Raw genomic sequence first — 19,791 nt, 5'->3', positions numbered from 1 at the left:
TTCAAGGGCTCACCGCGGGCTGGGCGGAGGGCGCCTCCAGCGGGGGCGCCTCCAGCTCGCGCAGTGGGCGGTAGAGCGTGGACAGCAGCGTCATGAGAATCGACAGCGCGCCCGCGATGAGGAACATCACGGCGATGCCCCGGCCCGGGCCCTCGCCGACGAACGCACCCAGCAGGGGGACGAGCGCTCCCCCCGAGGCCATGGCGGGTTCAAAGACGTGGTCCGCCAGCGGTCCGGCCAGTGTGTACGCCAGCGGCAACATGGCGCCGGTGATGGTGCTGGTGAAGGCGAAGACCCGGCCGCGCAGCGCCAGGGGCACGATGCGCTGGAGCAGGGCCTGGCTGGATCCATTGATGATGGGCAGGCCGAAGAAGAACGCGAAGGCGACACCGGCCAGGACGGGGACGGCGGTGGCCAGCCCGACGCTGATGAGCGCGAGGCCACAGGTGAGCTGGAACCCGAGCACGCCATGCACCAGCCGCTTGGGCCCACCCCAGGCGCTGATGACCAGGCTGCCCACCAGCATGCCAACGCCCCCCGCCGTGGTGAGCGCGCCCAGCGTCCGCACGTCCGCGAACGACAGGACCAGCGGCGTGACGAGCACCTCGACGGTGCCTGTCAGGAAGTTGCTGGCCGCGAGGAAGCCGATGAGCGCGAGCAGTCCTGGCGTCGCGCGAAGGTAGGCGCCGCCAGCCCGGATGGCCGCTAGCAGCGGCACCCGCTCCTCGCCAGACCCAGACACGAGGTGTTCCCGGGGGATGCGCGCCAGGAGCAGGGGCAGCGTGCCGAGCACCAGCGTCGTCGCGTCGATGAGCAGGATGCCCTTGAGCTCGATGAGCTCCAGCAACGTGGCGCTCAACAGGGGCGCCACCAACTGGGAGAACGCGAGCCCGATCTGCACCAGGCCGTTGGCCCGACCCAGGTGCCGTGGCGGCACCACCGTGGAGACGAGGACGGCGAAGGCGGGCTGTTGGAACGCGCTGGCCACCGACACCACGGCGGTGGTGACGTAGGCATGCCAGGGCTGCAGCAGCCCGTTGAACAGCAGCAGCGCCAGCACGAGGCTCGACAGGCCCGCGGCCGTGTCGCTGAGCACCATCACCCAGCGGCGGTTCCAGCGGTCCACCAGCGCTCCGGCCACGGGCCCGAGCAGGATGGCGGGCAGCGTCGCGGAGAGCATGACCAGCGCGTACTGCGTCACGTCGCCCGTCGTCTTGTACGTCCAGACGCCGAGCGCGAAGCTCGTCAGCCCAGAGCCCAGCAGCGACAGGACCTGTCCCAGCCAGATGGAGACGGCGGTCTTCATGGGGAAGGCCGGCGCCGCCGTCATCGAAGGGCCCCGGCGCGGAGGAGGCCCTGGCGGACGTGCTCCGCCAGCACCTGGACGTGAGGCGCGGCCAGCATCGTCATGTGGTCTCCCGGCACCGTCACGGGCGTGACGGCCGCGGAGGCGTGGTGGCCCCAGCCCCAGCTCGGGTCGTCCGTGAAGGACTCGGGGACGATGCCGTCTTCCTCGTGCCGCTCCTGGGCCCGGAAGAGGGCGACGGGGACGGGGAGCGTGTCCCGGGGGACGTAGTCAATCGCGTACGCGGCCTTGTAGACCTCGATGAAGCCCTGGACCTGCTGGCTGTCCGCGCCATCGGGGAGGAGGCCTGCTTGGACCAGCCTGCGCGTCAGGTGCTCGTGGCGCGCCTCGGGAGCCAGCGGCCGGAGTGTCTCGGCGGAGATGCCCAGGTCCACGCCATAGAGGCGGCCCGCCGTGCTCGCGACGGAGGCCATCCAGTCCGCGTCGTCGAACGGGGGCGCCTCGCTTGGCGGCGCCTCGTTCACCGGGACGGTGGTGTTGAGGATGCCCAGGAAGGCAATCGGCTCGCCCTGCTTCCGGAGCTGCTGCGCCATCTCGAAGGCGACCCAGCTCCCGAAGGAGTGGCCCAGCAGGTGGTAGGGCCCCTGAGGCTGTACCTGCTTGAGCGCCTCGACGTAGCACGCGGCCATCTCCTCGACGGAGCGGTGCGGCTGTGCGCGGCCATCCAGCCCGCGTGCCTGGAACGCATGCACCGGCAGGGTGGGGCCCAGCGCCTGGGCCAGCTCGCGGAGGTAGACGGCGTTGCCGCCGGCACCCGGGACGCAGAACAGGGCGGGGCGGCCTACTCCCGGCTGGAGCGTCACCAGCGGCGACCACGGGGCGGGCGCCGCCTCTTCGTGAAGCGCCTTGGCGAGCTGCTCCAGCGCGGGGTTCTGGAAGAGGACCGACAGCGGAAGGGCTCGGCCGAACTGCTCGCGGATGCGCACCATCAGCCGGACGGCCAGCAATGAATGGCCGCCCTGGTCGAAGAAGTTGTCGTGCGCGCCGATGGGGCGCACCGCCAGCAGCTCCTCCCAGATGGCCGCGAGCCGGGTCTCCACCTCGTCGCGTGGGGCGACGAAGCCGTCCTGCGCGTCGCGGCGGACGCTCTCCGGCGCGGGCAGGGCCTTGCGGTCCACCTTGCCGTTGGGCGTCAACGGGAACGCCGACAGGATGACGAAGGCCGCGGGCACCATGTACGGCGGCAGGTGCTTCTTGAGGTGCTGCCGCAAGTCCTCGGCCGTTGCCACGTCCGGCGCCGTGAGCGTGAGGTAGGTGACGAGCTGCTTGTTGCCCGCGTCCTCGTGGACGAGCAGCTCCACGGCCTGGACCGCCGGGTGCTCCAGCAGCTTCGCCTTGATTTCATCCAGCTCGATGCGGTGGCCGCGAAGCTTCACCTGCGTGTCGTTGCGGCCGATGAAGGCGAGGGTGCCGTCCTCCGTGTACCGGGCCAGGTCGCCCGTGCGGTACAGGCGCGCGCCCGGCGTGGCGCTGAAGGGGTTGGGCACGAAGCGCTCGGCGGTCAGGTGCGCCTGGCCCCAGTAGCCACGCGCGAGCCCGTCTCCGCCCACGAAGAGTTCCCCTGGAATGCCGATGGGCACTGGCTGCATCGCGCTGTCCAGCAGGTACATCTGCGTGTTGGCGAAGGGGCGGCCAATGGGGACGATCTGCTCGCTGGGCGCGGGCTCCGGCTGCTCGAAGTACGTGCTGTCGATGGTGGCTTCGCTCAGGCCGTAGGAGCTCACCAGCCGCGTGTCCGGGCCGCACAGGCCGCGGAGCTGGTGGTACTCGCGCATGTCCCAGGTGTCGGAGCCGACGATGAGCAGGCGCATGAAGTCCAGCCGGAGCTGGTGCTCCTGGAGGTGCCCCATCAGCAGGCGGGCGACGGCGGGGACGAACTCGCCGCTGTCCACCTGCTCGCGCTGCATCAGCCCGTAGAGCTTCTCGGGCTCGAGCAGCCATTCACGCGGGCAGAGGACCAGCGTCTTCCCCGCGCCGAGCGCCCGGGCGAGGTCGCCGGAGAACACGTCGAAGGAGAAGCTCGCCATCTGGAGGTGGGCGCGCAGCTCGGGCAGCCGGTAGTCGCGCTCCCAGGCGAGGTAGGCGTTGGCGAAGCTCCGGTGCGAAATCATCACGCCCTTGGGGCGGCCCGTGGAGCCTGACGTGTAGACGACGTAGGCGAGGTGCTCGGGGCTCGCGCCGCCTTCGGGCGTCGTCGCGGGCCTCGCGGCGATGGCTTCCGCGTCCGTGTCGATGTCCACCACGGGCGGCAGCGGCGCGGACAGGAGGGACGCCAGGCCCTGGCGGGTGACGAGCACCGCGGGCCGGCTGTCCGCGAGCATCAGCGCCGTGCGCTCCGGTGGGTACGACGGATCCAACGGCACGTAGGCGCCGCCCGCCTTGAGCACGGCGAGCACCGCGACCACCATGTCCACGGAGCGGTCCAGGAAGACGCCGGTGATTCGCTCGGGCCCCACGCCCACGGCGCGCAGGTGGTGCGCCAGTTGGTTGGCCTTCGCGTTGAGCTGCGCGTAGGTGAGCCGGCGCTCGGGGTCCGTGACGGCGATGGCGTCAGGCGTGCGCGCCGCGTGCGCCTCGATGAGGTGATGAAGGCACGTGCCCGGGGGCACGTCGAGCCGGGCCTGGTTCCAGTCGCGCAGGATGCGCTGACGCTCCTTCGGCGGAAGCACCGGCAGCTCGATGAGCCGCTGCGCCGGGTTCGCGGCGATGCCCGCGAGCAGCGTCTGGAAGTGGGCGACCATCCGCTCGACGGTGGAGGCGTCGAAGAGGTCCCGGTTGTATTCCCAGATGCCTTGCAGGCCACCGGCCTCCTCGGAGAACCACAGCGTCAGGTCGAACTGCGCGAAGGCTTCACCCGAGACGCTGAAGGACTCCATCCGCAGCGCGCCCAGCTCGGCGGGCGGCGTGGGCGTGTTCTGGAGCACCAGCATCACCTGGAAGAAAGGGGAGTGGCTGGTGTCTCGCGACGGCGCCAGCTCCTCCAGCAGCTTCTCGAAGGGGATGTCCTGGTGCCCGTAGGCCCCCAGCGTCACGTCCACCACGCGCCGCAGCAGCTCCCGGAAGGTGGGGTTGCCTTCGAGCCCCGTGCGCATGACGAGCGTGTTGAGGAAGAAGCCGATGAGGGGCTCCACCTCCGTCCGGTTCCGGTTCGCGATGTACGTGCCGACGCTGATGCGCGGCTCGCGCGTGTAGCGGTGCAGCAGCGTCTGGAGCGCCGCCAGCAGCACCATGTAGAGCGACGCCTTCTCCTGCGTCCCCAGCGCCTTCAGTTGCTGGGCCACCGCCGGGTCCACCTGGAAGCTCCGCTTGCCGCCCGCGTAGGTGCGCACGCGCGGGCGCGGCCGGTCGGTGGGCAGCTTGAGCGCGCTGTCGCTCCCTTCGAGCTGCCGCCGCCAGTAGTCGAGCTGCGCCGCCAGCACGTCGCCCTGCATCCACTGCTGCTGCCAGGCCGCGAAGTCCGCGTACTGGAGCGGGAGGTCCGGCAGCGGTGACGGCTTGTCCTGAGAGAAGGCGGCGTAGAGCGCCGTCAGCTCCTGGACGAAGATGCCGGTGGACCAGCCGTCCGACACGATGTGGTGTACGACGAGCAGGAGGACGTGGTCCTCGTCGCCCATGCGCACCAGCCTCGCGTGGAGCAGGGGCCCCGCCGCGAGGTCGAAGGACGTCCCCGCGAGTTGGAGCGCCAGCTCCTCGCACAGGGGCCCGCGCCTGGTGGCTGGCAGGTAGCTCAGGTCCAGCACGCCCAGCGACAGCGTCAGCTCCGGGAGGATGCGCTGCTGGGGTTCGCCGTCCTTCGCGACGAAGGTCGTGCGCAGCGCCTCATGGCGTCGGATGACCTCGTTCAGCGCGCGCTCCAGGGAGGGGACGTGGAGCGGCCCGGTGAGGCGCACGAACTCCGGGATGTTGTAGGCGGGCGTCCCTGGCTCGAACTGGTCCAGGAACCAGAGCCGACGCTGGGGGAAGGAGAGCGGCAGCGGCTGCTCGCGTGAGGCGCGCGGGATTCCAGGCGTGCGCGCCTCCTCCTTCGGCGCCGCGACCACGTTCTGCTGCCGCAGCTTCTTGAGCACCGCCTCGCGCTTCTCCGGGGAGAGGTTCGCGAGCTTCTTGAGCAGCTCACTCATTCGTCCCCTCCAGGAGCTTCTCCAGGTCCGCGTCCGACAGGTCGCCGACGTCCTCCATGGCCGCGGCCAGCGCGGCCTCATCCACGCCTTCCAACTGCGCGAGCACCACCTGCTCCGCCAGCCCCGCGATGGTGGGGTGCTCGAAGAGGGCGCGCAGCGGCAGCGTCACCTGGAACATCGCGTTGGTGCGCGAGATGATCTGCGTGGCCAGCAGCGAGTGCCCGCCCACGTCGAAGAAGTCGTCCGTGACGCCCAGCGACGCCTGGCCCAGCACGTCCTTCCAGAGCGTCAGCATGCTCGACTCCGTCTCCGAGCGGGGCTCGACCAGACACTGCTCGCCCGTGCGCTGGTTCGCGTCCGGCGCCGGGAAGGCCTTGCGGTCCACCTTGCCGTTCGGGCTCAGGGGGATGGCCTCCAGGCGCACGAAGACGGCCGGCACCATGTAGTCGGGCAGGCGCTCCCGCAGGTGCTCACGGAGCACCGCCGTGTCGCTGAGGTCCGAGCCCACCACGTAGGCGACGAGCCTGCGGGGCATCCCCGGGTCCTCGCGCAGCAGCACCACCGCGCCCTGGACGGCCGGGTGCTTGCCCAGCGCGGACTCGATTTCGCCCAGCTCGACGCGGAAGCCGCGCAGCTTCACCTGCGTGTCCGCCCGGCCGAGGAACTCCAGGTCGCCTCCCGGCAGGTACCGCGCCCTGTCACCCGTGCGGTAGAGCCGCGCGCCGGGCTCGGTGGCGAACGGGTCGGGGACGAAGCGCTCCGCGCTCAGGTCGGGGCGGTGGCAGTAGCCGCGCGCCACGCCCTCGCCGCCGATGAAGAGCTCACCCGCGATGCCGGCGGGCACCGGCTGCTGATGCGCGTCCAGCACGTAGAGGCGGTTGTTGGCGAAGGGACGGCCAATGGGGACCAGCTGCGTGTCGCTCAGGCCCAGGTCGCCGCTCTCGAACCAGGTGCTGTCGATGGTCGCCTCGCTGACGCCATACGAGTTGATGAGCCGCGTGTCGTCGCCGATGACGGCCTGGAGGCGGTGGTACTCATTCACGTACCAGGCGTCGGAGCCGGCCACGAGGACGCGCATGAAGTCCAGCGTCTGGCCCGTCTCCTCCAGGTGCTGGAGCAGCCCGCGCAGCACGGCGGGGACGAACTCGGCGCAGTCCACGGCCTGCTCCTTCATCAAGGCGAGCAGGTAGGGCGGTTCGAGCAGCCACTCCCGCGGGCAGAGCACCAGCTTGCCGCCCGAGCACAGCGCCCGGGACAAGTCCCCCGCGAACACGTCGAAGGAGAAGCTGGCCATCTGCAGGTGGCTACGGCAGTGCTCCCGCAGGCCGTAGCTCCGCTCCCAGCCGAGGTATGCGTTGGTCCAGCTCCGGTGCGAAATCATCACGCCCTTGGGCGTGCCCGTGGAGCCGGAGGTGAAGACGACGTAGGCCAGACTGTCCAGCGTGGTGAGCCGCGTCGGAGCCTGAATGGGCAGGGCCGCGCGCGCTGGTGCCTCCGTGTCCAGCAGGTAGAGGGAAACCTCGGGGTTGACGAAGGTCTCCACCAGGGATTGCTGGGTGAGCAGCAGGGAGAGCCGGGCCTCGGAGGCCATACGCGCCAGTCGCTCGGCCGGGTAGGTGGGGTCGAGCGGGACGTAGGCGCCGCCCGCCTTGAGGATGCCCAGCAGCGCCACCAGCAGCTCCGGCGTCCGCTCCAGGCACACGCCCACCAGCACCTCGGGGCCAATGCCCCGGGCGCGCAGGTGGTGCGCGAGCTGGTTCGCCTTCGCGTCGAGCTGCCCGTACGTGAGCGAGCCCGCCTCCGGCGCGACCACGGCGACCGCGTCCGGCGTCCGCTGGACCTGCGCCTCGAAGAGCTCGTGCAGGCAGGCGCCCAGCCCGGGGACGTGCGTGTCGTTCCAGTCGACCAGCACCTCACGACGGGCCTCCCGCGTGAGCAGCGACAGCTCCCACAGGTGCTGGTCCTCCGCGCCGAGGATGCCCACCAGGACCGTCTGGAGCTGCTCCAGCAGCCGCGCCATGGCCTCCGCGCCGAGGCGCGGGGACTCGAAGTCCAGGTTCAGCATCAGCTCCTTGTCCGCGTGGGCGGAGAGCGTCAGCGGATAGTTGGTGCGCTCCTGGGCGGTGACGTCGCGCACCTCCAGCGCGCCCGCGCCCTGCCGCACCGAGTCCTCCACGGGGTAGTTCTCGAAGACGACGAGGCTCTCGAAGAGCGGGGTGCCACGCGGCACGGGGCTCCAGCCCTGGACCTTGACCAGCGGCGCGTACTCGAACGGCGCCCGCTCCACCTGCCACGCCTGGAGCGCCTTCAGCCAGTCCACCACCTTGCTTTGGGCCGGCAGCGACACGCGGGCCGGCAGCGTGTTGATGAACAGGCCCACCATCTGCTCCACGCCCGGCAGCTCCGGCGGACGGCCCGCGACGGTGACGCCGAAGACGACGTCGTCCTGTCCCGCGTGACGTCCGAGCACCAGCGCCCAGGCCGCCTGGACCAGCGTGCTGAGCGTCACCTGGTGCCGCCGCGAGAAGGCGCGGAGCTGCTCCGTCAGCTCGGCGGACAGGTGGACCTTGCGCTCGCCCATGACCTGCGGCGCGGTGCGCGCCTGCCCCCCCGTCTCACCGGGGAGGGGCGTGGGCTCTCCGAAGCCTTGCAGCGCCTGCTTCCACCAGGACTCCGCCTGCGAAACCTCCCGGCTCTGGAGCCAGGCGATGTAGTCGCGGAACACCGGCGGCTGCTCCAGGCGCAGCGGCTGCTGGCGGAGCTGCGCGTCGTAGAGGGCCAGCATCTCGTTGAGGACGCGGCCCACGCTCCAGCCGTCGAGCAGCAAGTGGTGGAAGCTCCACACCACACGCCACGTCCGGACGCCCAGGCGCAGGACGCCCACGCGCATCAGCGGGGCCCGCTTCAAGTTGAAGCCCCGCGCCCGGTCCGCGTCCATCCAGGCCGACAGCCGGGTCTGCTGCTCCGGCTCGGACAGGTGGCTCCAGTCCTGCTCTTCCCACGGCAGCACGGCCTTGCGGTTCACGAGCTGGAGCGGCGCTTCCAGCTCCTCACCCACGAAGCAGGTGCGGAGGATGGGGTAGCGCGCCATCACCTGCTGCCAGGCCTCGCGCAGCGCCTCGCGGTTCAGGTCCGCGTCCAGCGTCCACGCCGCGCGCTCGAAGTACATCCCCGAGTCCGGGTCGAGCATGGCGTGGAAGAGCATGCCCTGCTGCATGGGCGACAGCGGATAGAGGTCCTCCATGCCCGGGTGCGACCGCATCAGGTCGTTCAGCGTGGCCTGCGTCACCTTCGCCAGCGGGAAGTCCACCGGCGAGAACCGCGCCGCGTCCTCGCCGCGCCGCTGGTCCACCAGGGCCCGGAGCGCGCGGAGGTAGCCCTGCGCCAGCGCGCCCACCGTGGTGCGCTGGTGCAGCGCCTCGCTGTAGGTGAAGGACACCTCCAGCTTGCCTCCGAAGACGTGGGCATTCACCTCCAGCACCTGCCGCCGCTGGCCGAGCGCCCCTTGCTGCGCGCCGAAGGACTCGTCCGCGGGCGCCAGCAGCGACGAGGTGGGCAACGCCGAGTCGAGCTGGCCCAGGTAGTTGAAGGCCACCGCCGCCTCCGGCTGCGCACGGAGCCGGGAGCCTCGCTCGTCCTGGCGCAGGTAGCGCACGAGGCCATAACCCAGGCCCTTGCGCGGCACCCGCCGCAGCGAATCACGTACGGCGCGGAGCTCGTCACCTACGCTGCCATCCCGAGGCAGCTCCAGCGTCACCGGGTAGGCGCTGGTGAACCAGCCCACGGTGCGGCTCAGGTCCACGCCGTCGAACAGGTCCTCGCGGCCATGGCCTTCCAACTGGACGCGCAGCCGGCGCTGTCCCGTCCAGGTGGAGAGGGCCTGCGCGAGCGCCGTCAGCAGCACCTCGTCGATGCGGGCGCGCCAGGCCGTCGGCACCTCCTGAAGCAGCAGCCGGGTCTCCTCGACCTCCAGCGCCACCGTCAGCGTGCGCGCGGACGCCAGGGTGTTGTCGCCGTCCGCGGTGTCTACGGGGAGCGGCGCCGTGTCTTCACCCTGGCTCAGCCAGGAGTCGGCTTCGTGTTCCAGCTCCTCGCTGGCCGCGAAGGACTCCAGGCGACGCGCCCATTCCTGGAAGGACGTCGTCTTCGGAGGCAGCGCCACCGGCTGCCCCTGGCTGAGCTGCTGACACGCCGTCTCCAGGTCCATGAGCAGGACACGCCAGGACACGGCGTCCACCGCGAGGTGGTGGATGCCGAGCAGCAGCCGGTCGCCACGCTGGGGCCCCAGGTGGAAGCGCACGGCCACCACCAGCGGCGCCTCGTCCAGCCGGAAGCCCGACTGGGCACGCAGGCCCTCTTCCTCCAAGGCGGCGCGCTGCGCGGCCTCGTCCAGGCCGGACAGGTCAACCTCGCGCAGCGTCACGGTGCTGTCGAGCCCCAGGCTCTCCTGACGCCAGCCGTCGGCGGTCCGCTCGAAGCGCAGGCGGAGCGCGTCGTGGTGCGCGACCAGGGCCCGCAGCGCGTCCTGGAGCACGGCCGCGGCGACGGGCTGACGCAGGCCCAGCAGCAGCGACTGGTTGTAGTGATGGAGGTGCGGGAGCCGCCACTCGAAGAACCAGTGCTGGATGGGCGTGAGCGGGACGGCGCCCGTCACGGGGCCTTGCTCGCTCTCCACGACCTGGGCCTGACCCACATGCGGGGCCAGGGCGGCGATGGTCTGGTACTGGAAGAACTGTCGCGGGCTGATGTGCAGCCCGGCCTCCAGCGCCCGCGCGATGACCTGGATGCTGACGATGGAGTCGCCACCCAGCTCGAAGAAGTTGTCGTGGATGCTGACGCGCTCGCGGGACAGCACCTTCGCCCAGATGTCCGCCAGCGCCTGCTCCACCGGGTCGCGAGGCGCGACGTGGACGTGCTCGCGCTTCACGTGCTCCTGCGCCAGCGAGGGCAGGGCCTCGCGGTCCACCTTGCCGCTGGCCGTCAGCGGCATGGCCTTCAGCATGATGAAGGCGGACGGCACCATGTACTCGGGCAGGCGCGACTCCAGGGCCCGGCGCAGGGCGTCCTGCTCGGGCGGCTGCTCCACATCGTCGGCGACGACGTAGGCCACCAGTTGCTTGCGGCCCGGGGTCTCCTCCCGCACCAGCACCGCGGCGTCCTGTACCTCCGGGTGCCCGGCCAGCGCCGCTTCGATTTCGCCCAGCTCGATGCGGAAGCCGCGCAGCTTCACCTGGTGGTCCAGGCGGCCCAGGAACTCCAGCCGCCCTTCGGCCAGCCAGCGCACCCGGTCTCCCGTCCGGTACAGCCGTCCTCCGGGCTCCACCGCGAACGGGTCCGGCACGAAGCGCTCGGCGCTCAGGTCCGGCCGGCCCAGGTAGCCGCGCGCGACGCCCACGCCGCCGATGAACAGCTCACCCGGCACGCCCACGGGCACCGGCTGCAAGTGGCCATCCAGCACGTAGAGCCGGACGTTGGCCCACGCGCGGCCGATGCCCAGCCGGTCGGGGTCCACGGCCTCGTCCACCGACGCGCAGATGGTCGCCTCGGTGGGGCCGTAGGCGTTGATGAAGCGTCGGGACTTCAGCCACCGGCGCGCCAGCTCCGGCGAGCAGGCCTCGCCCGCGGAGACGACGGACTCCAGCTTCGGCAACGCCTCCGGCTCCAACTGCGCCAATACCGACGGCGTCAGCGTGACGCCCGTGATCTCCTGCGCGGCCAGCAGTCCCTGGAGCGGCGCGCCGGGCATGATGGCGTCCCGGGGCGCGAGGCAGAGCTGTGCGCCCGCGAGCAGCGTGGAGAACACCTCACACACCGACGCGTCGAAGCCGAAGGCGGCGAACTGCAGCACGCGGCTCTTCTCGTGGACGCGGTGGGCCTGGATGGCGGCCAGCGCCGTGTTGCACAGGCCCCGGTGGGGCAGCAGCGTGCCCTTGGGCCGCCCCGTCGAGCCCGACGTGAAGATGATGTACGCGAGGTTGTCCTCGGACATCTCCACCGCGGGCGACGTTCGCGGCTGGCTGGCGATGAGCGGCCAGTCCGTGTCCAGGCAGACCAGCAACCCGAGCGCGGGGAGCTCATCCGCCAGGTGCTCCTGCGTGACGAGCACCGGGATGGCCGCGTCACGCATCATCAGCGTCAGCCGCTCCACCGGATAGGACGGGTCCAGCGGCAGCCACGCGCCTCCGGCCTTGAGGATGCCGAGGATACCGACTACCAGCTCCAGCGAGCGGTCCACGCACAGGCCCACGCGGACCTCGGGCCCCACGCCGGACGTCTTCAGGTGCCAGGCGAGCTGGTTCGCCCGCGCGTCCAGTTCGCGGTACGTGAGCTGCTGTCCCTCGAAGGACACCGCCACCGCGTCTGGCGTCCGTGCCGCCTGCTGCTCGAAGAGGTGATGCGCGCAGAGGCCCGGGCTTCGGGGCGTGGCGGTGTCGTTCCACGCCAGCAGCGACTGCTGACGCTCCGGCTGGGACAGCAGCGGGAGTCGCGAGACGCGCGCTTCTGGAGCGGCCAGGGCGCCCAGGAGCAGCTCACGCAGGTTGCCCATCATCCGGTCGATGGTGGCCGCGTCGAACAGGTCGGTGCTGTACTCGCACAGGCACTCCAGGCCCTGCTCCGTCTCCGTGGCCACCCACGTCATGTCGAACTTGGCGGCGCCGGTGGTGCTGGTCTCCTCGCGCAGCGTCAGCCCGTCCAGGTGGAGGTCGGAGGACGGCGCGTTCTGGAGGATGATCTTCACCTGGAACAGCGGCGAGTAGCTGAGGTCGCGCTCCGGGTTGAGCGCCTTCACCAACTCCTCGAAGGGGAGGTCCTGGTGGGCGTAGGCATCCAGCGCCACCCGCCGCGTCTGCGCCAGCAGCGCGCGGAAGCTGGGGTCCCCGCTCAGGTCGCCACGCATGACGAGCTGGTTGATGAAGAAGCCGATGAGCCCTTCGGTGCCAGAGCGGTTGCGGTTGGCGATGTCCGTGCCGACGACGATGTCCGTCTCGCCGGTGTAGCGGTGCATCAGCGTCTGGAAGGCCGCCATCACCGCCATGAACGGGGTGACGCTCTCCTTCCGGCAGAGCGCCTGCAACGACTTGGCCGCCTCCACGGGCAGCAGCACGCCCCGCTGCGTGGCGCCGCGGAAGCTCTGCACTGGAGGCCGTGGACGGTCCGTGGGGAGGTCCAGATGGGGCGGAGCCCCGGTGAGCCGCTGCTTCCAGTAGTCGAGCTGCCGTTCCAGCACGGGGCCGGACAGCCACTCCCGCTGCCACCGCGCGTAGTCCGCGTACTGGACAGGCAGGGCGGCCAGCGGCGGCGGCTGGCCCGCGGACAGGGCGCCATAGAGCTCGGCGACCTCGCGGACGAGCACGGACAGGGACCAGCCGTCCGCGATGATGTGGTGCAGCGTCAGCAGCAGCAGGTGCTCCTGGTCATCCAACTGGATGAGCCCAATCCGGCAGAGCGGGCCGCGCGTCAGGTCAAAGGGACGGCGGGCCTCCTCATCGGACAGGCGGCGCGCTTCGACTTCACGGCGCTCGGGCGGAAGGCCGCGCAGGTCGGCGGTCTCCACCTTCGGCGCCGCGGGCGGGTGGATGACCTGGACAGGCGTCTGGCCATTCATCCGGAACGTCGTGCGCAGCGACTCGTGGCGGCGGATGATCGCCTCCAGGCAGCGCTGCACGGTGTCTGGATTCAACGCGCCCGTCAGCCGGATGACGGCGGGCATGTTGTAGAAGGGGCTGTCCGGCTCCATCTGGTACAGGAACCAGAGGCGCTGCTGCGCGAAGGACAGGGGCAGCTCGCCCTCGCGGGAGGAGGGCACGAGCGGCGGGGGCGGCGCTTCACCGGCCTGCTGGGCCTGGAGGACCTGGACGCGCTCCGACAGCGTGGCGATGGTGGGCGCCTCGAAGAGCGCCGCGATGGGCAGCTCCACGCCGAAGGCCTCGCGAATCCGCGACACCACGCGCGTGGCCAGCAGCGAGTGGCCACCCAGGTCGAAGAAGTGGTCGTGGATGCCCGCCCGGTTCGTGCGCAGCACGTCCGACCAGATGCTGGCCATCAGCTCCTCGGTGCCGTTTCGCGGCGCCGCGTGTGACTCGGAGGACAGCAGGCCGTCGGGTACGGGGAGGGCCTTGCGGTCCACCTTGCCGTTGGCCGTGAGCGGCAGGGCCTCCAGCGCGACCAAGGCGGCGGGCACCATGTGCTCGGGCAGCCGCTGCTGGAGGAAGGCGCGCAGGCCGGCCGTATCCACCGCCGTGCCCTCGTGCGGGATGACGTAGGCGGCCAGCCGCTGGTCGCCGGGGACGTCCTCGCGCACGAGGACGACCGCGTCCCGCACGGACGCGTGCTGACGAACGGTGGCTTCGATTTCGCCCAGCTCGATGCGGTAGCCGCGCAGCTTCACCTGCCCGTCGCGGCGGCCCAGGAACTCCAGCGTGCCGTCCGGCAGGAAGCGGGCCTGGTCGCCCGTGCGGTAGAGGCGCTGTCCCGGCTGCTGGCTGAACGGATCCGGCACGAAGCGCTCGGCGGTGAGGGCAGGGCGGCCCAGGTAGCCGCGCGCCACGCCGGTGCCGCCGATGTAGAGCTCGCCCGAGACGCCCACCGGCACCGGCTGCATGCGCGCGTCCAGCACGTAGAGCGCCGTGTTGGCGATGGGCCGGCCGATGGGGACGATGCCGCCGGGCAACTCGCCCGCGCTGACGTCGTGGATGGAGCAGCCGACCACCGTCTCCGTGGGGCCGTACTCGTTGATGAGCCGGACCTGGGGCGCGTGCTTGCGCCAGAAGGCCACGGTGGAGGGCGGCAGGGCCTCGCCACCCACGACGAAGGTGCCGGTCAGCTTCGCCAGGGCCTCTGGCGCCATCAGCCCGGACAGCACCTGGAGGTGGGCCGGCGTGAGCTTGACCATGTCATGCCCTCGCGGCTGCTGAAGCGCGAGCGCGAGCGCTTCCACCTCGCGCCCCGAAGGCACCAGGTGGACGGTCGCTCCGGCGAGCAGCGGCGTGAGGAGGCTGGTGATGGTGGCGTCGAACGCGATGGATGTGTGGACCAGCGAGCCCTGGCCCGGCTTCACCGCGTAGGCGTCCTGAGCCCACGTCAGGTAGTTGAGCAGGCCGCGCTGCGTGAGCAGCGTGCCCTTGGGCAGGCCCGTGGAGCCCGAGGTGTAGATGACGTAGGCCAGCGAGTCGCCGGAGGCGGTCGCGGCCGGTGCACCCGAGGGCAACGTCGCCAGCCGGGCCGCTTCCTGCTCCACCAGGAGCCGGGGCACGCTGGAGGCCGCGAAGGTGGCCTCATGCGCCTGCGTGGTGAGCAGCACCACGGCGCGCGAGTCGGACAGCATGTACGCCAGCCGCTCGGCGGGATAGCTCGGGTCCAACGGCAGGTAGGCCGCGCCGGCCTTGAGCGTGGCCAGGATGCTGATGACCAGCTCGATGGAACGGTCCACTCCCAGCGCCACCACGCGCTCCGGGCCCGCGCCCAGCGACAGCAACTGATGCGCGAGCTGATTGGCGCGCATGTCCAGCTCGCTGTACGTCATCGTCCGCTCGCCATCGACCACGGCGAGCGCGTCCGGCGTGGCGGCGGCGCGAGCCTCGAAGAGCGCCTGGAACGTGGGCTCCACGGGCAGCGCGGCGGCGGTGTCGTTCCACTCCACGAGCATCCGGCGCTGTACGTCGGCGGGCAGCGGGCTGGAGGTGTGGTGCGGGGCGTCGGACTCGAAGGCCAGCGCGTGGAGGACGCGCGCGAAGCACGCGCCAATCTGCTCCACCTGGGCGTGCTCCAGCTCGACGGCGTTGTAGTCCAGCTCCAGCGTGAGCTCCTGCGTGTGGGGCTCGGTCTGGAAGTGGACGGCGAGGGTGACGTTGGTGCCCTCGGAGCGGATGGTGCTCAGCGCCTCCAGCTCCGCGAGCGTGCCCGCGATGTCGTGGAGGACGTGGAAGTGCATGTAGTTGAACATGACTTCGTAGAGCGTCTCGCGGCCCCACTGCCGCTGAATCTCCGCCATGGGGTAGCGGCGGTACGGGTAGAGCCCTCGCTCCGCGTCGAAGGCGGCGCGGACCAGTGAGAGCCAACTGCCCGGGGCCAGCTTCAGGCGGAAGGGCACCGTGTTGAGGAAGATGCCGCGCAGCTTCGAGCCATCGCCTTCCTCGGGGCGGCTGTTGACGCCCGTGCCGGTGATGACGTCCTCCTGGCCGCTCAGCACGCTCATCACCTTGAGGTGCGACGCGAGCAGGATGCTCTTGAAGGGCACGCCCGCGCTGCGCGTCAGGGCATTCAGGCCCGCTCCCACCTCGGGAGCGATGGGCACCTTCACCGTGGCGATGCGCGGCTCACCCTCCGCCAGCGGACGGCGCCAGCGCGGAACGCGCATGACCTGTCCGTCCTCCAGCAGCTCGCGCCAGTAGCGCTGGTGGTCCTCGGACGCGAGGGCCTGCCGCTCCATGGCCACGAAGTCGCGGTAGGTGATGCTCAGCGGCTCGAAGCGCGGCGGCTCCTGGTGGTTCACCAGCGCGTAGTAGTGGTTGAACATCTCCACCAGCGTGGAGTGGAGACTCCAGCCGTCGATGATGGCGTGGCACTCCGTGAGCGTGAACTGGAAGTCCCGTTCCCCACGGACGTGCACGAAGAAGCGCAGCAGCGGAGGGCACGCGAGGTCGAAGTGTCGCTGCTTCTCGTCCTCCAGCAGCTTGCGGACCTCGGCGTCCTGCGCGTCGGTGGACAGGTGGCGGACGTCGGTGACCTCGACGGAGAGGTGGGCCTCGCGGTGCACCAACTGCAACGGCTCGCTGTACGACGTCATGTCGAACGCCGTGCGCAGCACGGGCTGACGCGCCGTCACCACCTGCACGGCCTCCACGAAGCGCGCGGCGTCGAACGGCGCCTTCAGTCGCAGATGGAAGCTGTCGGTGTTGTGGTAGATGTTCGAGGTGGGCGCCAGCTCCATGTGGAAGAGCATGCCGGCCTGGATGCGGGCCAGCGGGTAGGCGTCCTCCACGCTCGCGGGCACCTTCGCCCGGTCCTCGGCGGAGATGAGGCTGAAGGGCTCGGTGCGCGGGAAGACCTCACGCGCCGGCTCCGCCTCCCCCGCGGCCTCCGCCAGCTCCGCCACCGTCTGGTGCTGGAAGAGCTGCTGCAACGAGAAGCAGATGTCCTGCTTCTGCGCCAGCGTGAGCACCTGGATGCTCAGGATGGAGTCGCCACCCAGCGCGAAGAAGTTGTCGTGGATGCCCACGCGCGGGACCTCCAGCACCTGCGCCCAGATGGCGCAGAGGGCCTCCTCCACCTTCGTCCGGGGCGCGGCGTACTGGCCAGCCAGGTCCGCGCGCGCGCCGTCGGGCTCCGGCAGGGCCTTGCGGTCCACCTTGCCGTTCGCCGTGAGCGGGAAGCGCTCCAGCATCACGAAGGCGCTGGGGACCATGTAGTCCGGCAGCTTGCCGAGCAGGTGCTGGCGCAGCTCGTTGACGCTGGGCGGAGGCTGCTCGGACGTCGCGACGTAGGCCACCAGGGACTTGTTTCCGGGCGAGCTCTCACGCACGAGCACCAGCGCCTCGCGCACCGCCGGGTGCAGGCTGAGCACCGTCTGGATTTCGCCCAGCTCGATGCGGAAGCCGCGAATCTTCACCTGGTGGTCGATGCGGCCCAGGTACTCGAGCTGCCCGTCCGCGGTGAAGCGCGCCAGGTCGCCCGTGCGGTAGAGCCGGGCACCGGGCTCGCGGCTGAACGGGTGGGGGACGAAGCGCTCCGCCGTGAGCTGCGGCCGGCCCAGGTAGCCACGGGCGAGGCCCGCGCCGCCGACGAAGATTTCACCCGCCACGCCAATGGGCGCTGGCTCCAGCCGCGCGTCCAGCACGTAGAGCTGGAGGTCGGGAATCGCGACGCCAATGGGGCTCTGCTGCGTGCGCTCCGCCTCGGCGGCGTCCATGGGACGGTAGGTGACGTGCACTGTCGTCTCGGTGATGCCGTACATGTTGATGAGCCGAGGCTGGGCGTCCCCGTGCTTGCGGAACCAGGGCACCAGGGTGGCCGGCTCCAGGGCCTCGCCGCCGAAGACGACGTAGCGCAGCGACAGGGGCGGCGCCTCCGCGCCCAGGCGCTCCTCGGCCTGGATGAGCTGACGGAAGGCCGCGGGCGTCTGGTTCAGCACCGTGACGCGCTCATCGCTCAGCAGCCGGAAGAAGGCATCGGGCGAGCGCGAGACGAGATACGGCACCACCACCACCCGGCCGCCGTGGAGCAGGGCGCCCCAGAGCTCCCAGACGGAGAAGTCGAACGCGTACGAGTGGAACAGCGTCCACGCGTCGTGCTCGTTGAAGTGGAACCAGTGCTCCGTCGCCTCGAACAGGCGCATCACGTTGCCGTGCGGGAGCAGGGAGCCCTTCGGCAGGCCGGTGGAGCCCGAGGTGTAGATGACGTACGCGAGCTGCTCCCGCGTCGTCGCGAGTCCAGGGGCGTGGGCAGGCTGCCGCGCGAGCTCCTCGGCGGCTTCATCCAGGATGAGCAGCGCCGCGCCCTCGGCGGGCAGCCGCTCGATGAGGGGCCGCTGCGTCACCACCAGCGACATCCGGCTGTCCGCCACCATGAAGGCCAGCCGGTCCGCGGGATAGGTCGGGTCGAGCGGCACGTAGGCGGCGCCCGCCTTCAGGATGCCGAGGATGCCCACCACCGTGGCCAGGGAGCGCTCCACGCAGAGGCCCACCAACCCCTCGGGCTGGACGCCGCGCGAAGTCAGCGCATGGGCCAACTGGTTGGCCCGAAGGTCCAGCTCCGCGTAGGTGAGGCGCTCTCCGTCGGCGACCACGGCGATGGCGTCGGGGCGCTGGCGCACCTGGGCCTCGAAGCGGCCGTGCAGCGTGTCCGAGCCCGGGAAGGACTTCAGCGCGGGCCAGACCTCGAGGAGCTGATGCCGCTCGGGCGACGTGAGCAGCGGCAGCGCGTCCAGGCGCAGCTCCGCGTTGGCCGCGACTCCCGCGAGCAGCGTCTGGAAGTGCCCCACGAAGCGCTCCAGGGTCGCGCGGTCGAAGAGGTCGCTGTTGTACTCGACGAAGCCCCGCAGGCCGTCCGCGGTCTCCTGGAGGTCCAGCGTCACGTCGAACTTCGACGTCCCCGGTTGCAGGTCCAGTGGCTGGATGGTGACGCCGGGCAGGGCCAGCGCCTGGCCCGCCATGCCCTGGAAGTTGAACGCGGCCTGGAACAGCGGCGTGTAGGCCAGGTTGCGGGCGGGCTGCACCGCCTCCACCAGCTTCTCGAACGGGATGTCCTGGTGCGCATACGCGCCCAGCGTCGCCTCCCGCACGCGCTGGAGCAGCTCGCGGAAGGACGGGTTGCCGGACAGGTCCGCGCGCAGCACCAGCGTGTTGACGAAGAAGCCGATGAGGCCCTCCGTCTGGACCCGGTTGCGGCTGTTCTGCGGCGCGCCGACCAGGATGTCCGTCTGGTGCGTGTAGCGCGACAGCAAGGCCTGGAACGCGGCCAGCACCGTCATGAAGAGGGTGGCGTTCTCACGCTGGCCCACCTGCTGGAGCGCCTTCACCAGCGCCGTCGGCAGGTGCAGGGGCAGGGCGTCTCCGCGCTGCGTCTGGATGGCCGGGCGTGGACGGTCCGTGGGGAGCTGCAACACGGGGGCGCCCGCGAGCTGCTGCTTCCAGTACGTCACGTGCGCGTCGAGCGCGCCCTCCGTCGCCATCCACTCGCGCTGCCACTCGGCGAAGTCCGCGTACTGGATGGGCAGCTCGGGCAGCTTCGGCTCGCGCTGGGCGATGAACGCGCCGTAGAGCTGCGTCATCTCGTGGATGAGGATGCCCAGCGACGCACCGTCCGAGATGATGTGGTGCATCGTCAGCACCAGGCCATGGTCGGTGTCCGCCAGCCGCAGCAGCCGCGTGCGCAGCAGCGGGCCCTTCATCAAGTCGAAGGGCTGGCGAATCTCCTCGGTGGCCAGCCGCCGTGCTTCCGCCTCCCGCCCGGCCGGGGGCAGTGATGACAGGTCAGTGACGGCGAAGGACGCGGTGCCTTCGGGCGCGACGACCTGGACCGGCTGGCCCTCCTCCTGCGCGAAGGTGGTGCGGAGCGATTCGTGCCGTTCCACCAGGACGTCGAAGGCGCGCTGGAGCGCGGCCGTGTCAAGCGTGCCTCCCAGCCGGACCGCGCCAGCGATGTGGTAGCTCGGGTTCTCCGGCTGCATCAGGTGGAGGAACCACAGCCGCTGCTGTGCGAAGGAGACAGGAAAGACAAAGGATTCAGCGCTCATGTCTGAGTAAGAACCGGCCGGCGGAAAAGGTGAGGGCGAGGAACGGGGCAGCGGCGAAGCGGGCCACGCCA

3 protein-coding genes are annotated in these 19,791 nt (G+C 70.9%); all 3 read right to left on the bottom strand.

Annotated elements, in window-relative coordinates:
- Window position 1 precedes the first annotated feature (1 nt).
- From HV824_RS02430 to HV824_RS02420, 3 genes are read right to left on the bottom strand one after another with little or no spacing between them, the layout of a single operon-like run.
- Window positions 2–1,306, bottom strand: coding sequence for an MFS transporter (locus HV824_RS02430; RefSeq protein WP_255207702.1), 1,305 nt, complete (start codon window positions 1,304–1,306; stop codon window positions 2–4).
- A 20-nt stretch (window positions 1,307–1,326) separates the two neighbouring features.
- Window positions 1,327–5,487, bottom strand: coding sequence for an amino acid adenylation domain-containing protein (locus HV824_RS02425; RefSeq protein WP_176415180.1), 4,161 nt, complete (start codon window positions 5,485–5,487; stop codon window positions 1,327–1,329).
- On the bottom strand, window positions 5,480–19,720 hold the full coding sequence (locus HV824_RS02420) for a non-ribosomal peptide synthetase (protein WP_176422573.1): 14,241 nt from the start codon (window positions 19,718–19,720) through the stop codon (window positions 5,480–5,482). Before HV824_RS02420 ends, HV824_RS02425 begins: the two co-directional genes overlap by 8 nt.
- Window positions 19,721–19,791 lie beyond the last annotated feature (71 nt).

The organism is Myxococcus sp. AM009 (assembly GCF_013372605.1).
GTDB classification, from domain to species: Bacteria; Myxococcota; Myxococcia; order Myxococcales; family Myxococcaceae; genus Myxococcus; species Myxococcus vastator.
The sequence above is the reverse complement of the archived record's forward strand: the minus strand, read 5'-3'. Positions and strand labels throughout refer to the sequence as shown.